Origin of the sequence: Niastella caeni (genome assembly GCF_004834005.1) — a bacterium.
Classification (GTDB): domain Bacteria; phylum Bacteroidota; class Bacteroidia; order Chitinophagales; family Chitinophagaceae; genus Niastella; species Niastella caeni.
In genome coordinates, this window is the sequence record NZ_STFF01000004.1 from 425,255 (window position 1) to 443,069 (window position 17,815).

10 protein-coding genes are annotated in these 17,815 nt (G+C 42.5%); 7 read left to right on the forward strand and 3 right to left on the reverse strand.

Translation table 11 applies throughout. The annotated features are described in order from the left end of the window. Positions 1 to 4: 4 nt before the first annotated feature. From FAM09_RS16715 to FAM09_RS16735, 5 genes are read left to right on the forward strand one after another with little or no spacing between them, the layout of a single operon-like run. A complete protein-coding gene (locus FAM09_RS16715) occupies positions 5 to 2,035 on the forward strand; it encodes a site-specific DNA-methyltransferase (protein WP_136578273.1) in 2,031 nt (676 codons plus the stop codon). A 2-nt stretch (positions 2,036 to 2,037) separates the two neighbouring features. After that, positions 2,038 to 5,142, forward strand: a complete 3,105-nt coding sequence (locus FAM09_RS16720; RefSeq protein WP_136578274.1) for a type III restriction-modification system endonuclease — start codon at positions 2,038 to 2,040, stop codon at positions 5,140 to 5,142. A 19-nt stretch (positions 5,143 to 5,161) separates the two neighbouring features. After that, positions 5,162 to 6,163, forward strand: coding sequence for a virulence RhuM family protein (locus FAM09_RS16725; protein ID WP_208025584.1), 1,002 nt, complete (start codon positions 5,162 to 5,164; stop codon positions 6,161 to 6,163). 29 nt (positions 6,164 to 6,192) lie between these two features. Further along, positions 6,193 to 9,426 (forward strand): helicase-related protein, encoded by a 3,234-nt coding sequence (locus FAM09_RS16730; protein ID WP_136578275.1) that lies wholly within the window; start codon positions 6,193 to 6,195, stop codon positions 9,424 to 9,426. Next, entirely contained in the window at positions 9,427 to 10,089 is a 663-nt protein-coding gene (locus tag FAM09_RS16735; protein WP_136578276.1) for a DUF4391 domain-containing protein, read from the forward strand. Between the two features lie 88 nt (positions 10,090 to 10,177). Here the strand turns inward: FAM09_RS16735 and FAM09_RS16740 are convergent, their stop codons facing one another. Together FAM09_RS16740 and FAM09_RS16745 are read right to left on the reverse strand one after the other, a co-directional pair. Next, entirely contained in the window at positions 10,178 to 10,933 is a 756-nt protein-coding gene (locus tag FAM09_RS16740; RefSeq protein ID WP_136578277.1) for a phytanoyl-CoA dioxygenase family protein, read from the reverse strand. A gap of 172 nt (positions 10,934 to 11,105) precedes the next feature. After that, positions 11,106 to 11,618 carry a hypothetical protein gene (locus tag FAM09_RS16745; RefSeq protein ID WP_136578278.1) on the reverse strand — a complete coding sequence of 171 codons (513 nt, stop codon included), beginning with the start codon at positions 11,616 to 11,618 and terminating at the stop codon, positions 11,106 to 11,108. 283 nt (positions 11,619 to 11,901) lie between these two features. Between FAM09_RS16745 and FAM09_RS16750 the strand changes: the two genes are divergently transcribed. Then, the gene (locus FAM09_RS16750) at positions 11,902 to 13,416 is read left to right on the forward strand and encodes a DUF6528 family protein (protein ID WP_136578279.1); all 1,515 of its coding nucleotides are present in this window, start codon (positions 11,902 to 11,904) and stop codon (positions 13,414 to 13,416) included. Positions 13,417 to 13,591: 175 nt separating this feature from the next. Further along, positions 13,592 to 15,451, forward strand: coding sequence for a hypothetical protein (locus tag FAM09_RS16755; protein ID WP_136578280.1), 1,860 nt, complete (start codon positions 13,592 to 13,594; stop codon positions 15,449 to 15,451). A 26-nt stretch (positions 15,452 to 15,477) separates the two neighbouring features. Here the strand turns inward: FAM09_RS16755 and FAM09_RS16760 are convergent, their stop codons facing one another. Next, positions 15,478 to 17,670, reverse strand: coding sequence for a TonB-dependent receptor plug domain-containing protein (locus FAM09_RS16760; RefSeq protein ID WP_166437184.1), 2,193 nt, complete (start codon positions 17,668 to 17,670; stop codon positions 15,478 to 15,480). Positions 17,671 to 17,815 lie beyond the last annotated feature (145 nt).

Below are 17,815 nucleotides of genomic sequence, written 5' to 3' on the forward strand. Positions count from 1 at the left end.
AAATATGAGCATAGAAAAATTAAATATGCAATCACCTGACCTGGTAAATGAGAACATTGAAAAACTTGCCGCCTTGTTTCCTAATTGTGTAACCGAAACAGCCCAGGGCAAGAGCATAGATTTCGATCTGCTGAAGCAAGAATTGAATCATGCCGTGGTGGAAGGCAATAAAGAGCGGTACCGGCTGGAATGGCCTGGTAAACGGGAATCAATAGTAGCGGCCAATTTGCCCATTAATAAAACACTTCGCCCCATTAAAGAAGATTCCGTTGACTTTGACAATACAGAAAATCTGTACATAGAAGGCGATAACCTGGAAGTGCTGAAATTATTACAGGAAAGCTATCTTGGTAAGATCAATCTGATCTATATTGATCCGCCATATAATACCGGCAAGGATTTTATATACAAAGACAATTTCACTCAAGACAGTAATGAATATAAAGAGGAAAGCGGTCAAAAGGATGAATACAATCAACGCCTGGTTGCAAATCCTGAAACAGCGGGCCGCTACCATTCTGATTGGTTAAACATGATCTATTCGAGGATAAAGCTTTCCAGGAATTTATTAACCGATGAAGGTATTATATTAATTAGCATTGATGACAATGAATTGATCAATCTGCGGAAAATTTGTGATGAAATCTTCGGAGAATTAAACTTTATTGCTACTTTAATTTGGGAAAAAGGAAGAAAGAACGATTCGAGGTTCTTTTCGCAAGGACATGAATATATTTTAGTTTATGCGAAAGATAAATATAATTTAAAGCAAAAGGATATAAAATGGCGCGAAGAAAAACCCGGTGCGAGAGAAATATACGAAGAGTATCTGCGATTAAGAAAAATATACAACAATGACTTTGAGTCAATTCAATCAGAATTAAAGAAATTCTATTCTAACCTGCCAAACGAACACCCTTCAAAAAAACACGCAAGATATTCGAATGTTGACGAAAGAGGTGTGTGGAGAGACGATAATATGTCGTTACCACGAGGCGGCGCCAGATATGAAGTTATTCATCCCATTACAGGAAAGCCTTGCGCCATTCCTCCCGGCGGATGGCGATATGCAACATTGGAAGTTATGATGCAGAAAATAAAAGATGGTTATGTTGTTTTCCGTAAAGATCATACAGAACCTCCAATTCGAAAAACCTATCTTGTCAGAGGAGATGAAGATGCTTCAAAATATAATGAATCGAATGAAGAAGATGAAGATGACAACGATAATTCGGGTGACTTAGGACTTCAGGTGATTGGCACTTATTTTTATCGCAGCGGGCTACAGGCTACTAATGAACTTCAAAAACTTTTTAATGAACAGAAAATATTTAATAATCCAAAAGATCACGAAATACTGGCGCGCTTGATCGATTATTGTACATGTCAGAATAAGAATGCAATAATACTTGATTTTTTTAGCGGATCTGCTTCTTCTGCCCAGGCTGTTATGCAATTAAATACAATCGGAAATGGTAAAAGGAAATATATTCACGTACAGATACCGGAAAATACTGGTGAAAAAGCTCAAGCCTACAAAGCCGGTTACAAAAATATTTGTGAGATAGGCAAAGAACGCATCCGCCGAGCTGCGAAAAAAATCAAAGAAGAAACGGGTGCTGATATTGATTATGGTTTCCGCGTATATCGCCTTGACAGCAGCAACATGCAGGATGTATACTACAAACCACAGGATTACCAGCAGTCAGCCCTGGATCTCTTTGCCGACAATGTAAAGCCTGATCGAACCGCCGATGATTTATTAACCCAGGTGATATTGAGTTGGGGTTTACCATTGAGCCTGAAAATTGAGCAAATTACCGTTGAAGGCAAGCAAGTATTTAAAGTAGCTGAAAACTCTTTATATGCCTGCTTTGATAAAGGAATAGACGAAGCCTTTGCCAAAGCAATTGCCGAAGACCAGCCCTTACGGATAGTGTTCCGCGATAATGGCTTTAAAGACGACACGGCCAAATCGAACGTAAAGCAATTGTTGAAACAATTGAGTCCTGAAACTGAAATGAAAGTAATTTAATTATGAAGCTACAATTTAAAGAGCAGGACTTCCAGGTACAGGCTGTAAAGGCGGTAGTTGATTGTTTTCTGGGCCAACCCTTAAAAACCAATAGCTTTACCCTGGAGCGTAGCCAGAATATTCAACGCAAGGCGAAACTGGCGGCAGCCGGCGCTACCGAAATTGATTATGCGTTAGAAGAAGAGATCGGCTACCGTAACAGCCCCATACAGATACCCGAGAGTGTAATATTAAATAATATTCAGCAGGTACAGCAACGTAACGACCTTCATGAAAGCCTGCAAATTGAAAGGCCCAAAGGTGCCAAACTTGGCTACAATCTTACTATAGAAATGGAAACGGGGACGGGTAAAACTTATACCTATATCCGTACTATGTACGAACTGCATAAACATTATGGCTGGAGCAAGTTCATTGTTATTGTTCCGAGCATTGCCATTCGCGAAGGCGTATATAAATCCTTCCAGGTTACCCAGGACCATTTCCAGGAACATTACGGTCACAAGATCAATCCTTTCATTTATAATTCGGGCCGCCCGCAGGATATTGAAAATTTCGCCTCTGATAGCCGTATAAGTGTAATGATCATCAATACGCAGGCTTTCAATGCCAGTGGGGCCGATGCCAGACGTATTTACCAGGAGCTTGACCAGTTCGGCACCCGAAAGCCGATTGACATTATTGCCCAAACGAAACCTATACTTATTATAGATGAACCCCAATCGGTAGATGGCGACAAAACATTGAAAAGCATGCAGGACTTTCATCCTTTGTTTACTCTGCGCTACTCTGCTACGCACAAAGTGGAATACAACAAGGTATATCGCCTTGACGCTTTGGATGCTTACCACAAACACCTGGTGAAAAAAATACAGGTAAAGGGTATCAACCTGAAAGGCTCTACCGGCACCACAGGCTATTTGTATTTAGAGCAAATAAGCCTGAGTACAACCAAACCGCCCTACGCTATAATTGAATTTGAAAAGCGTGCAGGTGAAGGCGTTAAAAAAATAAGGCAGAAACTAGGTGAAGGGGCCAACCTTTATGAACTTTCCGGTCAACTTCCTGTCTATAAGAATCACACTATTACCGAAATCAACGGCTACCTGAATAAAGTGGTCATCAACGGGCAGGACATATTCCCCGGCGACATTGTGAACAGCCACGACGAATTTGCTTTCCGCAGGGTACAAATTCGGGAAACGATTTTATCGCACTTTCAAAAAGAAAAACAATTGTTCGATAAAGGCGTTAAAGTACTTTCCCTCTTCTTTATTGATTCTGTAGAAAAATACCGGTTATACAACGAATCGGGAGAAGAGACTTTGGGTGAATATGCCAGTATCTTTGAAGAAGAATATATTAATGTACGGAATGAGTTTTTAGAACTTATACGGCAATTGCAAAACGAAGAAGAGAGACACACAAATACCGGCTATGTTCAATACCTGCAACGAGATGAGGTTCGTAAAGTACATAACGGTTATTTTTCCATTGACAAAAAGGGAAAATCAGTTGAACCCTCCGTTAAAACAGATAAGCAAACAAAAGAAGAATATTCAGACGATATCTCCGCATACGATTTGATCATGAAGGATAAGGAAAGGCTGCTAAGCTTTGGCGAACCTGTGCGTTTTATCTTCTCGCATTCGGCGCTGAAAGAAGGATGGGATAACCCCAATGTATTTCAAATATGCGCCCTGAAAAATGCCGAAAGCGGGAGCCTTACCCGACGGAGACAGGAGGTAGGCCGTGGTATGCGTTTGTGTGTTGATAAACGGGGGGTAAGGCAAGACTTTGAGTTTATTGGAGAACAGGTGCATGAACTGAACAAACTTACAGTCATCGCTTCTGAGAGCTACGAAGCCTTCGCCAAAGGCCTGCAAATGGAGATAGCCGCAACACTGAAAGACCGGCCACAGAAAGCGGAAGTACAATACTTTATTGGCAGGATGGTGACTAATGAAAAAGGGGAAGAACACCGGCTAACCGAAGAGGATGCCAAAAAGCTGAACAAGTGGCTATTCAAGCATGATGTGATCGATGAAAACGATAAGATAACAATAACAGGCCGGGAGTTGATTGAGCAAAGCACCATGCCCCTTCCGGAAAACCTGGAACCTTTCCGGGCTTCTATCGGACAATTACTGCAATCCATTTATACGGGCGAATCTTTTAAACCGGAAGACGAACGCCAGACCATTGTACTGAACCCGAATGCCAATTTCAGGAAAAAAGAATTCCAGGAGCTTTGGGAAAAGATCAACCTTAAAACTATTTATGAAGTTCAATTTGATACAGAAAAACTACTAAGTGATAGCAAAGACCGTATCAATGCCCAATTGCACATAAGCAACCTTGTATATGAATTAAAAACCGGAGAATTGCAGGATGGTACTAAAGAAGAAATGGAAGCCGGCAACCTGGTAAAGGAATCTGCCAGAGAATACCTAAAAATAAATAAAGACTACTTTACCAATGCCACATATGATATTGTAGGCGAAATTGAAGCGCAGACCAACCTTACCAGGCGTACCATCGTAGCCATTCTGAAGTCTATTAAAGAAGAGAAGTTTTTGTTGATGCGCAAAAATCCGGAAGAGTTTATTGCCCGGTGCAGCAAACTGATCAACGAAGTAAAAGCCAGCCTGATCATCAATAATATTGTATACCACAAGATTGAAGAAAGGCATGACGCCAAAACGGTATTTACTAATGATAAGTATGCCCTGCGAAATTCCGAATTGCTTAAAAAACATATCTATGATTACCTGACTTCAGATTCAACTATTGAAGCAGATTTTGCGAAGGCGCTTGAAAACAGCGTGGAAGTGGTTGTATACGCCAAACTACCCAAAAGTTTCAAGATTACTACGCCTGTTGCTGACTATAGTCCTGACTGGGCCATTGTGTTCGACAAAAACAAGGTACGGCATATTTATTTCGTTGCTGAGACCAAAGGGTCAGATTCAGATCTGGAATTGAGAGAGATTGAAAAACTTAAAATACATTGTGCAGAGCGACATTTTGAAACCATCAGTGGTGGTGTTGTGAAATTTTCAAAAGTGAGCAGTTACGACAAGCTTATGGCCATTGTTAATGGATAATAACGATTAATTGTGGATTATGGAAAAGGAGAAAATCATCATTTACAATACCACCGACGGCAAAGTATCGGTTGCATTGTATGCGAGAGAAGGGAATGTATGGATGAACCAAAGTCAACTAGCGGAACTTTTTGACACATCGGTTCCCAATATCAGCATGCACATATCTAACATACTGAAAGAAAATGAGTTGCATGCCAATTCAGTTATTAAGGAATACTTAAATACTGCCTCCGATGGCAAGCAATACACGGTGTCTTTCTATTCGCTGGATATGATACTGGCCATTGGCTTTAGGGTACGTAGTAAAAGAGGTACCCAATTTCGGATTTGGGCTAATCAAAACCTTCGGGAGTACATGATCAAAGGGTTTGTGATGGATGATGAACGGCTGAAAAAACCGGATGGCCGCCCGGACTATTTTGATGAATTGCTGGAACGGATTCGTGATATCCGGTCTTCTGAAAAGCGATTCTATCAAAAAGTACGGGACTTATTTGCTCTTAGCACAGACTATGACCCTACCGACAAAGCAACCCAGATGTTCTTTGCCGAAACCCAAAACAAGTTACTGTATGCTGTTACCGGCAAAACCGCTGCTGAAATTATAGTTACCCGGGCGGATGCCAACAAACCGAATATGGCGCTTACTTCCTGGAAAGGAAGCATTGTACGCAAACAGGATATATTAATTGCCAAGAATTACCTTTCCGAAGATGAAATAGACACGTTAAACCGCCTGGTTGTAATATTTTTAGAAACTGCCGAGTTCCGGGCTAAAAACCGCAACAGCCTCACTATGGGTTTCTGGAAGGAAAATGTAGATAAGATTCTTGAGTTTAATGAACGGCAGGTATTGCACCATGCCGGAAGTATCAGTAATGCACAAATGGAAGAAAAAGTGCAGGAAATATACGAAACGTTCGATAAAAAGCGAAAAGCATATGAAGTAAAACAAGCCGATTTGCAAGACCTGGAGGACCTGAACAAAAAAGTGAGCTCAAAACGAAAAGATCCATAACTATCATATATTTCATTAATGCCTGACCATTGAAACTAATCGATAATGTAAATAACCGACTGGGTGACGACCTGAAAGCCTGCATACAGAAAAATAGTAAGCTTTGTATTGCAGCCTCAACGTTTTCCATATATGCGTATGAGGTGTTGAAAAAGGAACTTGAAAAAATTAATGAACTACGTTTTGTATTTACCTCCCCTACTTTTGTAGAGGAAAAGTTCACTCAGGAAATTCCTAAATTTTATATTCCGCATATTTTTAAAGAATCTGATTTATGCGGCGGAGAATTTGAACTTAGGCTGAAAAACCAACTAAACCAACGAGCAATAGCAAAAGAATGCTCGCGGTGGGTTAAAGAAAAAGTAACCTTTAAATCGAATAAGCACCATCAACTTCCTCTGAGCGGTATCATTCATGTACAAAATCCTGATCAGTCTGCATACGCTTATGCCGGCGTCAACAGTTTTACTACTTCTGATTTGGGTATTACGCACAAAAAGGGTTTTCCAACGCTGATTCAAAAAGCTGATTTTCCACAAAGCGAAGCTTACCTGAAATGGTTTGATCAGATATGGGAAAACGAAGAAGATTTAAAGGATGTAACCCGAAAAGTGCAGGATTACTTTGAAAATGCTTATAAAGAAAACAGCCCGGAATTTATTTACTTCATAACCCTGTACAATATATTCAATGACTTTCTTCAGGATATATCCCTGGACAACCTACCTAATGACCAGATAGGTTTTAAGGATTCGCTGATTTGGAACAAGCTTTACAATTTTCAAAAGGATGCGGTAATCGGAGCCATTAACAAACTTGAAAAATACAATGGCTGCATTTTGGCCGATAGTGTAGGCCTGGGAAAAACCTTTTCTGCTTTAGGGATTATCAAGTACTATGAAATGCGGAACAAAGATGTGTTGGTACTTTGCCCTAAAAAACTGGAAGCTAATTGGAATACTTACCGGCACAATGATAAGAACAATATTTTGGCAGCCGACCGTTTCAGGTATGATGTGTTGTTCCATACCGATCTATCCAGAGATCGGGGTATGAGCAACGGCAGAAGCCTGGAAAATGTAAACTGGGGTAATTACGGACTGGTAGTTATTGACGAATCACACAACTTCCGTAATAACAACCCTTATTCCGATAGGGAAAACCGATACCAAAAGTTACTTCGAAAAGTGATTAAAGAGGGTATTGAAACCAAAGTGCTGATGTTATCGGCTACCCCCGTAAACAACCGCTTTAATGACCTGAAGAATCAACTGGCCCTTGCTTACGAGGGCGAACCGGCGCAGATTGATACAAAGCTGGATACTAACGGCGGCATTGACCAGATTTTCAGGAAGGCTCAACAGGCATTCAATGTTTGGAGTAAATACGATACCGAAGAACGTACCACCACAAAACTCCTGGATATGCTGGATTTTGATTTCTTTGAAATTCTCGATTCCCTCACAATTGCGCGTTCCAGAAAGCACATCACCACTTATTACGACACAACAGCTATTGGTAAATTTCCCGAGCGTAATAAACCTATTTCCATTGAAAGCCGGCTTACAGATGATGGACATGTTACTTATGTGGACATTGCCGAGCGATTGACCATGCTTAATTTATCGGTTTATACTCCCTTAAATTACCTATTGCCCAGTAAGCTGGAATTGTATAGAGATTTATATGAAAGTGAAGTAAGATCAGGAGCGGGTCGGTTATCCCAGATAGACCGTGACAATAGTTTACGGATACTTATGCGGATTAACCTGTTGAAACGACTTGAAAGTTCCGTTGACTCTTTCAGGATCACCCTTGAAGGAATTATCACTCAAATTGAGCAGCTTATAAAAATTATAGCACAGGAAGCAAAAGGGGAATATGAAGGCATACAAGCCAGAATGAATGATGAAGATTTTGATTGGGAAGCGGAATGGGGAGAAGAAGAAATGGTAATAGGCAAAAGAATCAAGGTACATATTGCCGATATGGACACGCGAAGATGGAAGGAAGATCTAAATGAAGATTTGTCAGTGCTGAAACATTTGTGGAATAGTATTGAAAATATAAAAGGCGCAAAGGACTACAAGCTGCAGCAACTCATTAAGTTACTGGATAACAAAATCAATACCCCATTTAATTCCGGCAACCAAAAGGCTATCATTTTTACAGCTTTTGCCGACACTGCCAATTATTTGTATGAAAATATACAGGGCTATTTAAAAAAGAAATATGGCATTCATACTGCGCTGATTACCGGTTCGCGGCGAACCAGCAACGCCAGAAAAATTCCTTCTGATCTCAATCCTCTACTAACCTGCTTTTCGCCTTTATCGAAAGATAAAGCGCTTTTGTATCCAAGCTTTACCGACTCAATTGATTTGCTTATTGCAACAGATTGTATTTCGGAAGGTCAGAATTTGCAGGACTGCGATTATCTTATCAATTATGATATTCATTGGAATCCGGTTCGCATCATTCAACGATTTGGGCGAATTGACCGGATTGGTTCAAAAAATGCTTCTATTACTTTGGTGAATTTCTGGCCAGATGTTACCCTGGATGCATATATTAATCTAAAACAGCGGGTGGAGAACCGGATGTTGATTGGCAATATGGCCAGTACAGGCGATGACAATATCCTGAATACAGATGAAAAGGACCTGGAATACCGAAAAATTCAGTTGCAGAAATTAAAGGAAGAAGTAATTGATTTGGAAGACCTGCGGGAAGGAGTTAGCATAACAGATCTTGGTTTAAACGATTTCAGGGTTGATCTTTCGAATTACATCAAGATGTATGGTGAAATGGCCCATATCCCGGAAGGATTACATGCTGTAGTTAAAGCTACAGAGTTTTTACAACCAGGTGTAATATTTGTGTTAAAAAATATTCATTCAAGTGTGAATATTAATAAGCTTAATCGCCTGCATCCTTATTACCTGGTTTACATAAAAAATTCAGGCGAGCTCTACCTTAATCATATAGAATCCAAAAAGATCCTGGATGCAGTGCGTATGTTATGCAAAGGCCGGCAGGAACCCATTGCCGATTTATGCAAAACTTTAAGCGAAGAAACGGCTGAATACCATGAGATGCAAACTTATTCCCAACTGCTCAGGCAAAGCATAGGTACTATTTTGCAAACCGAAGAAGAAAAAGAAGTACTCAGCCTGTTTAGATCGGGCGGCACCACAGCCCTAACAGATAAATTTCGTGGGATTGAGGATTTTAAACTGGTTTCATTCCTAATAGTTCGCTAAATGGAAATATTCAACCTTCCGCCTGCTACCATAGTGAACAGGGTGATACCCAAGAATGCTTTTGACAGGTACACAACTACCAGGCAAAAGAAACTTTTCACTGATTTAATATTACGTATTACATGGATACATAAACTTTCACCTGAAACAATTAACCTTGAATCAAAAGAAATTATAGAGATCCAGATTTTCAGAATAGAGTTAAAGACAAAGGAAAATATAACCTCCTTACTTGAAGTCATTGACAAAGCCGTTCCCTACCCTATTATTTTTATTGTGGAATATAACGGAAATGTTTATCTATCAACTTCCCCTAAGCATCCTCATCCGGTGAATTCAGACAATTGTATAATTGACTGGACATTTACAACAGATTGGTTTACCCCAGCCAGCAATAGCTACCGTTTGGAGCTTCAAAAAAACCTGGATGCAATATATCAGGAGTTCTGTGTGCAGCTTTCTGGCAATCTTCAATTTGCCAAAAAGTCAATTCAGGAACTTATTGACCATAGCCGTTTAATAGACAGCTTACGTAAAGAAATCGCCAGATTAAAAGCAAGTATTGTCAATAGTCAACAGTTCAAGCAAAAAGTTGAGCTAAATTTGAGACTGAAAGCTGCTGAGATGGAACTTAGGTCTCTTTTGATGGATTCTGCACGGTAGAGATGTTTTCACTTAAAAGGCACTATACTTTTTGAATAAACACAAAACCCGCGCTTCAGGTGGGTTTTGTGTTTTTGTTCTTCTTTGATTATTTGCTGATGGCGAATTGTATGGCTTTCTCCACCGGCGAATCAATCATTAGCTCGTCTTTCAACAGTAAGGGAGGCTGTGCCATGAATCTCGGTTCCTGGCCTCTATGCGGCTGTGCAGCATGTACGAGGAAAGGATGACAGAGGTAAACTGTACCTGCTTTCCCTGTTGCCAGTACCTCCGGTCTTTCAGGCAGCCCTGTTAGTCTGGTGGCAAGCTCCATGAAAGACAATCCCCATTCTCCCAGAGGTTCCAATATGCCGGCTACATCGAGGTGAGAACCGGTACGTATACGAGTTGGCGCATCGTTTTCACTAACATCGGAAAAAAGGAACAGCATCAATAAGGCCCTGCCTTTAGAGCGTATATTGATACGCCACTCGAAATAATTACCAGGATCATTGCCGGGAAAACCGGCGTCTACATGCCATCCTGCATCACCCGGATCTTCCGGTGAAGGAAAGCGCACGGGAAAGGTGCCCATGCTGCGCACTGGCAGCCATTGACCGGAGCCGGCCAACTGATCAAATGCCTGATGCAGCACTTCTGTATTAGCAGCGTCGATAAAAGATTTTTGATGGTACATTCCCAGTCGGATCACAGGTTTGGCCCAGGTAGTGGGATCATTGGGGTCACAACCGGTTTCTTTCCAGAGAATCTTTCTTACTTCTTCGGCGGTAGATGCAGGAAAGGCATTATCTATACGAACAAATCCTTCATAGAGGAATTGCTCTATTTGTTCTTGGCTTAACATCTTGTTTAATTTGTGAGAATAAAATAATTATTGCCTCAAATAAAGGCAACATGTCAGGGCGACAAAAAAAGGAAGTACTTAGAGTGTTGGCGCCATTCTCATAACTGCAAATATAAAAAAAGTGAAAATACTCTTCTCGTTCGAATACACAAAAAAATAAGTGCGGTAAATACTATAGTATAGGCACAAATGAATCGAGCATTTTCATTCCATCCGGCTTGTATAAGTCAAATTTATCCAACTCAGTAGTTAATGTCACTGTATAAACATTCAGCGGGGTTGCAAAATAGTATTGCACAAAATGTAGATTAAAAACTCCCTGCTTGGCGGTGAATTCTATTTTATGATATTCTTTGTTTCCGGTTTTATACAATTTAGATTCCAGGATCTTATAATCTGTAGCCATCGACTCAATTTGTTTCAGGGAAACCTTTACAAATGTATCTAAAGTAACATGCAGTCCCTCCACATTGGAAGCGAGCACGTTTACGTTTTCCCTGAACTTGTCAGTGCTGGCCTCTGGTTTGGAAAAAATGAATAGATCAATTCCCATATTCTTGCTGGTGTCAATGCTCCAGGCTGAGGGATAACTTATTGAATATTTTTCGCATTTAAAAGAACCCCATTCTGTCTGAGCCGCACAAACCTGGAATGCCAGGAGAAAACATGCTAATAAAATCTTCATAATGCTCATTTTAAATTGCTAAGGCAGGTAAAGAAACGAATTTTTATTTGAAAGTTAAAGCCCGGGTGGTGGGATTGCGTGTACCATTATTGTAAACATGCTAACTGAATTTACCGGGTTGTATGTTTTATGTGTTATGTTTTACGCCAATTACCCAGGCAGTGAAATTTATTAACACTATCTTATTCCTGCATTGTTTTTGCCGGTTTATGCTGCCTGATTTTCTTAAGATAGAACCTGGACCTGTTGTTAGATAGAGCTACACTAATATTAAACCAATCACATGAAGAAAACAAACGTACTCATGCTTGCTTTGTTCCTGGCATCATGCGCCAAACAGCAATTGAACGACACCGATATAGCTGCAGATATATCGGATGCAGAAACAGTATCGCTCATAGCGGCAGCTCCGGGCGATATCGGAAATGACATCATTTGCACCAACAATCGCAACAACAAACTGGAGGTATTCAATTACGGCGATGCCAACTGGAACGATGCCGGTTCCCTGCGCTGGTCGTGGATGCCTACTACCGCTTTGGGTTATACCAGTTCAGAGATCAGCTTATGGACAAGCGGTGATCCCACAGGCGACCCAATGGATGTAAAGCGGGTGCTTACCAATGTATGGTCTGGTTGTACAGAAGTAATGGTAACCGTAGGCGGACAATTGGCCACTATTGCAACGTATGCTTCTAACAAAACCAGAGGTACTAAATTATGGGCCGTTAATTGTGGCGCCGGCTCCTATCCGCATGCTGCCGAACTGATACCCAATGGTAACCTGGCGGTAGCTGCTTCGCATGGTGATTGGGTGAAAGTGTTCAGTACCAGCAGCAGCAACGTGGCAACCTATTCATTACCCGGCGCGCACGGTGTTGTATGGGATAATGAATTGCATCGTTTGTGGGTAGTTGGGGATACCAAACTAACGGCGCTGATCATTGGCGGTACCAGAAGTGCGCCTACTATTACAGAAGATGTAGCCCGCGCTAAAACCATTCCCGGTAATGGTCATGATCTCTCCCGCTTTGAAGGAAACGATAACAAGCTGTGGGTAACCAATAGCGGTCACGTATATATCTATGATAAGACCACCAAGGCGCTGGTGAATGCGCCGGGTGCTGCACATCGTAACAAAGTGAAAGCCGTGAGCAACAACAATGCCGCCAGCGGCTACATGATCGTACAAACCAGGCCCGTCACCGAATGTTCGCTGAATACGTGGTGCACCCCTTATGTTGATTTTTATAATGCGTCGGGTGTCTTCCTGGGTTCACGGAAGCGCAACGATGCCGCTTATTATAAAGCAGATGTTTGGTGGCATGATGATCTGCCTGTTCCCGCAGCGCCCATTGCCAATGGAAAATACGCTATTGTGAGCGCGTTGAATGGAAAAGTGATGGCCGTATCGGGCGGTTCCACTGCCAGCAGCGCTAAAATAACCATGTGGCCGTATTCGGCTGAAAACGACAATGACGAATGGAACGTCACTAAAATAGGTGCTACCGGTTATTATCGCATCACCAACGTAAAAAGCGGTCTCGACCTGAATGTGCAGGGCGCCACCTATAACAATGGGGCCAACCTCATTCAGTACGCCTACTCCAGTAGTGCGCCAAACAACGACGAATGGAAAATTACCGATGTGGGTAATGGTGAATACAAAATTGAAAGCCGTTACAGCAGCCAGTGTTTGAATGTGGAAGCGGCTGACCCCGCTGATGGTACTGAAGTAATTCAATGGCCTTATTCCAGTGCATCTCAACGCAAATGGACATTTCAGGCAATACCATAATGCTTTGAAATAAGCATAAGCTTGTAAAGCATTTGCTTGTTGAAATAGATTTGCTTGTGCTGCGAGGATTATCAAAAGCAGCATAAGCATTTCGATAAGCTATTTTAACCAATACGATAATTGGTATTTGTAAAACCGGCAGAAATAATAACTTGGCTGTGAAAACTACATACCAATGCCACGAATTGCCTGCCACGCTGCTATTGCCATAGTTGTTTCGCTCACCGTATGTATTCAGGCTGTTCAGGCGCAGTGGGCTCCCGTACCCGCTGTTGACCTGTCGAAATTCAAACCTTCCGATTTTACAGATGATGAGCTGGATATGCCCTATTACCTGCAGCATTTTCATACGTTTGCCAATGGCGTAGTTGAAACCGGTCCCGACAAAGGGTTTATCAATATCTCTGTATGGCGTACGCCGGATGTTAACAAGACGTATAATGCCCGCATCATGGAGAACATCCTTTCGCTGGCTTATTTCTATTGCACCAATCGTCCCTGGAATATATATTATGCCTCCCCTGCCCTTCGGCCAAGACTGGAAGCGGCTTTAGCGTTCTGGTGCCGTATTCAACATAAGGATGGCCGTTTCAGTGAGTATGGCCCGCAGAAATGGAACCTGCCCGCCACCGCTTTCGGCACAAAATTTATGGGCGAAACACTTCGGCTGCTTAAAGCGGGGCCACCTATTGATCCCGTTATTTTACAAAATACTATTGAAGCAGATAGAAAAGCTATTATGGCAGTGCTTACTTTGGAGGACCTATACGAGCATGGAAAAAATTATTCAAACCAGTTTACCAACGTATGGGCCGGCGCGCTGGCGTATTTGTCGCTTTTTCCGGATGCCGAAATAAGCAGTCGCCTGGTTGCCCGGATACAGCAATCGGCAACAGACTTTCAAAGCCCCGCAGGATTTTTTTATGAAGCAGGCGGTACCGATTTTGGCTATAACTTCAATACACATCATAGTAACCTGTGGGTGGCGTATCACTACAGCCGCGGCACCGGGCTGGCCAGTAACTTTATAGCGGAAGAAAAAAGATATTATAACTGGATAAGCTATAATGCAGTGCCTGAGCCGGGTTCGATAAACTATACCATCAACAGGGCTATAGAAATGCGGCAGAAAGCAACCACTACCGGGAGTTATTTCATGGCAAGCCCACTTGGCGAAGCCGTAGAAGGCATAAGGGCATTCAACAGGAACAGCGTGGAAAAGGAAAAGGCGATTGCAGAAGCAAGGAAAAACCTTGAGCAAACCTGGCCCAATGTGCAGTCGCTTACTACCGGCGCATTCAGCGCTTTTTCTCCCTATGCTTTCCTTCACCGGTCACATTACCAATGGTATCCTTCTCCACAGCAAAAAGAAGCTGCTGTAAAGATGTTGCCTTATATAAAAAGCGACCGGTTCATTCACCAGAAAATGGACACCCGCCACCCTACTGTATTTACCTATGTACGGCAGCCCGGTTATTACGCCTGTTTTAACAGCGGCCCCCAGTTAAAACCACAACAGCGATATGGCGTAGGTCTGTTGTGGCATCCGAAGGCCGGCTCTTTTTTGCAATCGCAAACAGATACTGATGATGCAGCCTGGGGCACAAAACCGGAAGGCGGCAAATTGTATGAGGCGAACACGCTGGATGCTTTGTTTTTAATAAATAATAAAGCCCACAATCCCACGCCTGGCAATCATGATGTAAAAACCGGGACGTTAGCTGTATCCTATAAATTAGGATCAACCGGCAAAAAGTCGATCGTCTTTCGGGACCAGGCAATCGAAATAGCTATTCAACATCCCGGACGTTTTACAGAATACATTCCGCTGTTATTGAACAGTACCGACTCCCTCCGGATCATTTCTCCCGGTAAAGTGGAATTGAAAAAGCCGGGCGGCGCCATCACTATTTTCTATGATGCTGCCGCAAAAGCCGAACTGAAAGAAACAACACTCAAATCGGGTATGCAGCGGGTAATGGTATTGGGTATTGAAAGCAGTGATAAATTGAATTATTCCTTTGTAATAAACTAATAGTATTTACAACAAATTTTTCTGGCTCAGAAGCCTGCTTTCAGTTTTATTACCAGGTTCCTTCCGGCGCCGCTGATACCTGAAGCAAATACCCGGTAATTCTTGTCCAATACATTTTCCAGGGCCACCTGTATGGTGAACTGTTTGCGGATAGCAAGGCTGGTTGATACATTCAGGATCTGCCAGCCAGGCATGCCCTCCTGTGTGGCATATTGCAGGTTATCTTCTCCATACGGATTGTAGTCCTTTAGTTTTTTCTTTCCATTGTACAGTACATACACTTCGCCTTCCAGGAATTTGTACCGGCCTGTAATACCTGTTTTACCGAATACGGGTGGAATATGGTCCATTGGCACGGTTGATTTATCTTCCTGCTTATACCGTCCATGCGTATAGGTTATATGGGAATACAAGCTGACATTCGTTGCAGGCCGAAGCGTAAAGCCGCCCTGAAATCCGTACAGCCATGCACGTGCTTTATTCTGGTTGGCCACTACCGGCGTCATCTGTCCATCATACAGTACACTGGCGGCTTCGTTCAGCGTGAATTTGTCAAGGACAACAGCATTCCGGAACAGCGTATAGAATGCATTTGCTTCCAGTTCGATTAATTTTCCGAAGCGTTTGCTCACATCAAGATCGAATTGATACGTATGCTCTGGTTTAAGGTGCCGGTTGGGCACCACCAATTGCACACCGCCTGCAGATTCGAATACTTTGGCAAGGTCATCGATATTAGGAGCGCGGAAGCCGGTGGAGAAATTAAGCGCGATCCTGCTGCTGGTGATGGGCAAATAGATCAACCCCGCATTGAGACTATAAGCAAAATGGCGTTGCGTGGCATTCGTGAAAGGCAAATGAAGCAGCGCCGTATCGATGAAATTTGCATCCAGGCTAATATAATTGAACCTTATGCCATCGTTCAGAATTAATTTGCCGGGTATGATCCTGAACAAATGCTGTGCGTACACGCCGCTGTAGGTCATATTGTTTTTACCATCAGGATACCTGGTAACCAGGCCTGCTGATTTGGCACCGGTTGTAATATCATAATTGAATGCAGTTGAGTTAAGGATATTGAATTGACCGTCGGCGCCAACACTCAGATCATGTTGTGCCATGCTTTTGCGGAGGTCGAGGTTCAATGCCATTACATCAATACGTTCTATCCTGTTTTCCCGTAAGGGCTTTCTATAAGCACGCTGCATGCGGCTTTCTTCTATGTGTTGATAACTGGCGCCGGCTTTCAACTCGTCAAAAAATCCTTTTATTTGTTTGGACTGGTAATTATAAGATGCCATAAGTCTTTCCTGGGGACCATAATACCATTCAGCCCATCTTAAGGCGCCATTGCGGGTATCGGTGAGCCGGTCGTAGCGCGGTATATCACTGCTGGTAGAATATTGCAAATTCAATTCGTGCGATTGCCCCGGGCTTGCCTGCCATAAAAATTTTTGCAACAGATCGTACTGGCGGTAATCGCTGTACTTCTGCATATTGACGTTATCATTCCGCACAATGGAATCGATGCCGTTGATTTGCGTGATATATTCATTCCGTTTGCCAAATTCAGCATAGCGTGATTTGCGTTGGCCGCCCTGCCGCAGGTTACCATAACTACTAAAGCTGAAAGCCGTGAGCGACGCAAAATTTCGTGTTCCGATATTTACATCTGCATGACCGGTAAATTCATTGAATGCGCTGCTGTAACGGGTTGATACGTTCGTTTGTATTTTTCCCAACAGCGGTTGTTTTGTCTGGAAATGGATCACGCCACCTAATGCATCAGAACCATACATGGTAGATGCCGGCCCCGATAACACCTCTACCCTTTCCAGCATATCGTCATCAACCGTAATCACATTTTGCAAATGACCGGTGCGGTAAATAGCGTTGTTCATTCGTACCCCATCCACTACCAGTAAAATCCGGCTGGCCTCAAAGCCTTTTATAACCGGACTTCCGCCGCCCAACTGGCTTCGCTGAACAAATACCTTCCCGGAATGCTCCAGCAAACCGGCTGTGTTGTTCGACAGGGACCTGGTAATTTCCTTGTTACCGATCACGATCGTTTGCTGGGCTATATGCTTTCTTTTCTCAGGGAATTTATTGGCTGTCACGATCACTTCTTCCAGGTTAGTTGAATCAGCTGGTAACTGCCGGGCATAGGCAGGCGCCCATAACCATCCTGTGAGGGTGATCAGTAAAATAAATTTCATGATGTAAGTTGATCTGGTAAAAAGACCCGTTTGTTGTTTGTGGTTTATGGTTTGTAGTTCATTAATTCGTGAAGTCATTTTTTATTGGAGCCTCGACTTCATGCTGCCTGTAAGATGATCTTAAATCAATCGCGAATCTCAAAGC

Coding starts and splice junctions, on each gene's coding strand:
- FAM09_RS16720 (WP_136578274.1), top strand. CDS start 2,038: ATGAAGCTACAATTTAAAGAGCAGGACTTCCAGGTACAGGCTGTAAAG.
- FAM09_RS16760 (WP_166437184.1), bottom strand. CDS start 17,670: ATGAAATTTATTTTACTGATCACCCTCACAGGATGGTTATGGGCGCCT.
- FAM09_RS16745 (WP_136578278.1), bottom strand. CDS start 11,618: ATGAAGATTTTATTAGCATGTTTTCTCCTGGCATTCCAGGTTTGTGCG.
- FAM09_RS16715 (WP_136578273.1), top strand. CDS start 5: ATGAGCATAGAAAAATTAAATATGCAATCACCTGACCTGGTAAATGAG.
- FAM09_RS16735 (WP_136578276.1), top strand. CDS start 9,427: ATGGAAATATTCAACCTTCCGCCTGCTACCATAGTGAACAGGGTGATA.
- FAM09_RS16725 (WP_208025584.1), top strand. CDS start 5,162: ATGGAAAAGGAGAAAATCATCATTTACAATACCACCGACGGCAAAGTA.
- FAM09_RS16740 (WP_136578277.1), bottom strand. CDS start 10,933: ATGTTAAGCCAAGAACAAATAGAGCAATTCCTCTATGAAGGATTTGTT.
- FAM09_RS16755 (WP_136578280.1), top strand. CDS start 13,592: ATGCCACGAATTGCCTGCCACGCTGCTATTGCCATAGTTGTTTCGCTC.
- FAM09_RS16750 (WP_136578279.1), top strand. CDS start 11,902: ATGAAGAAAACAAACGTACTCATGCTTGCTTTGTTCCTGGCATCATGC.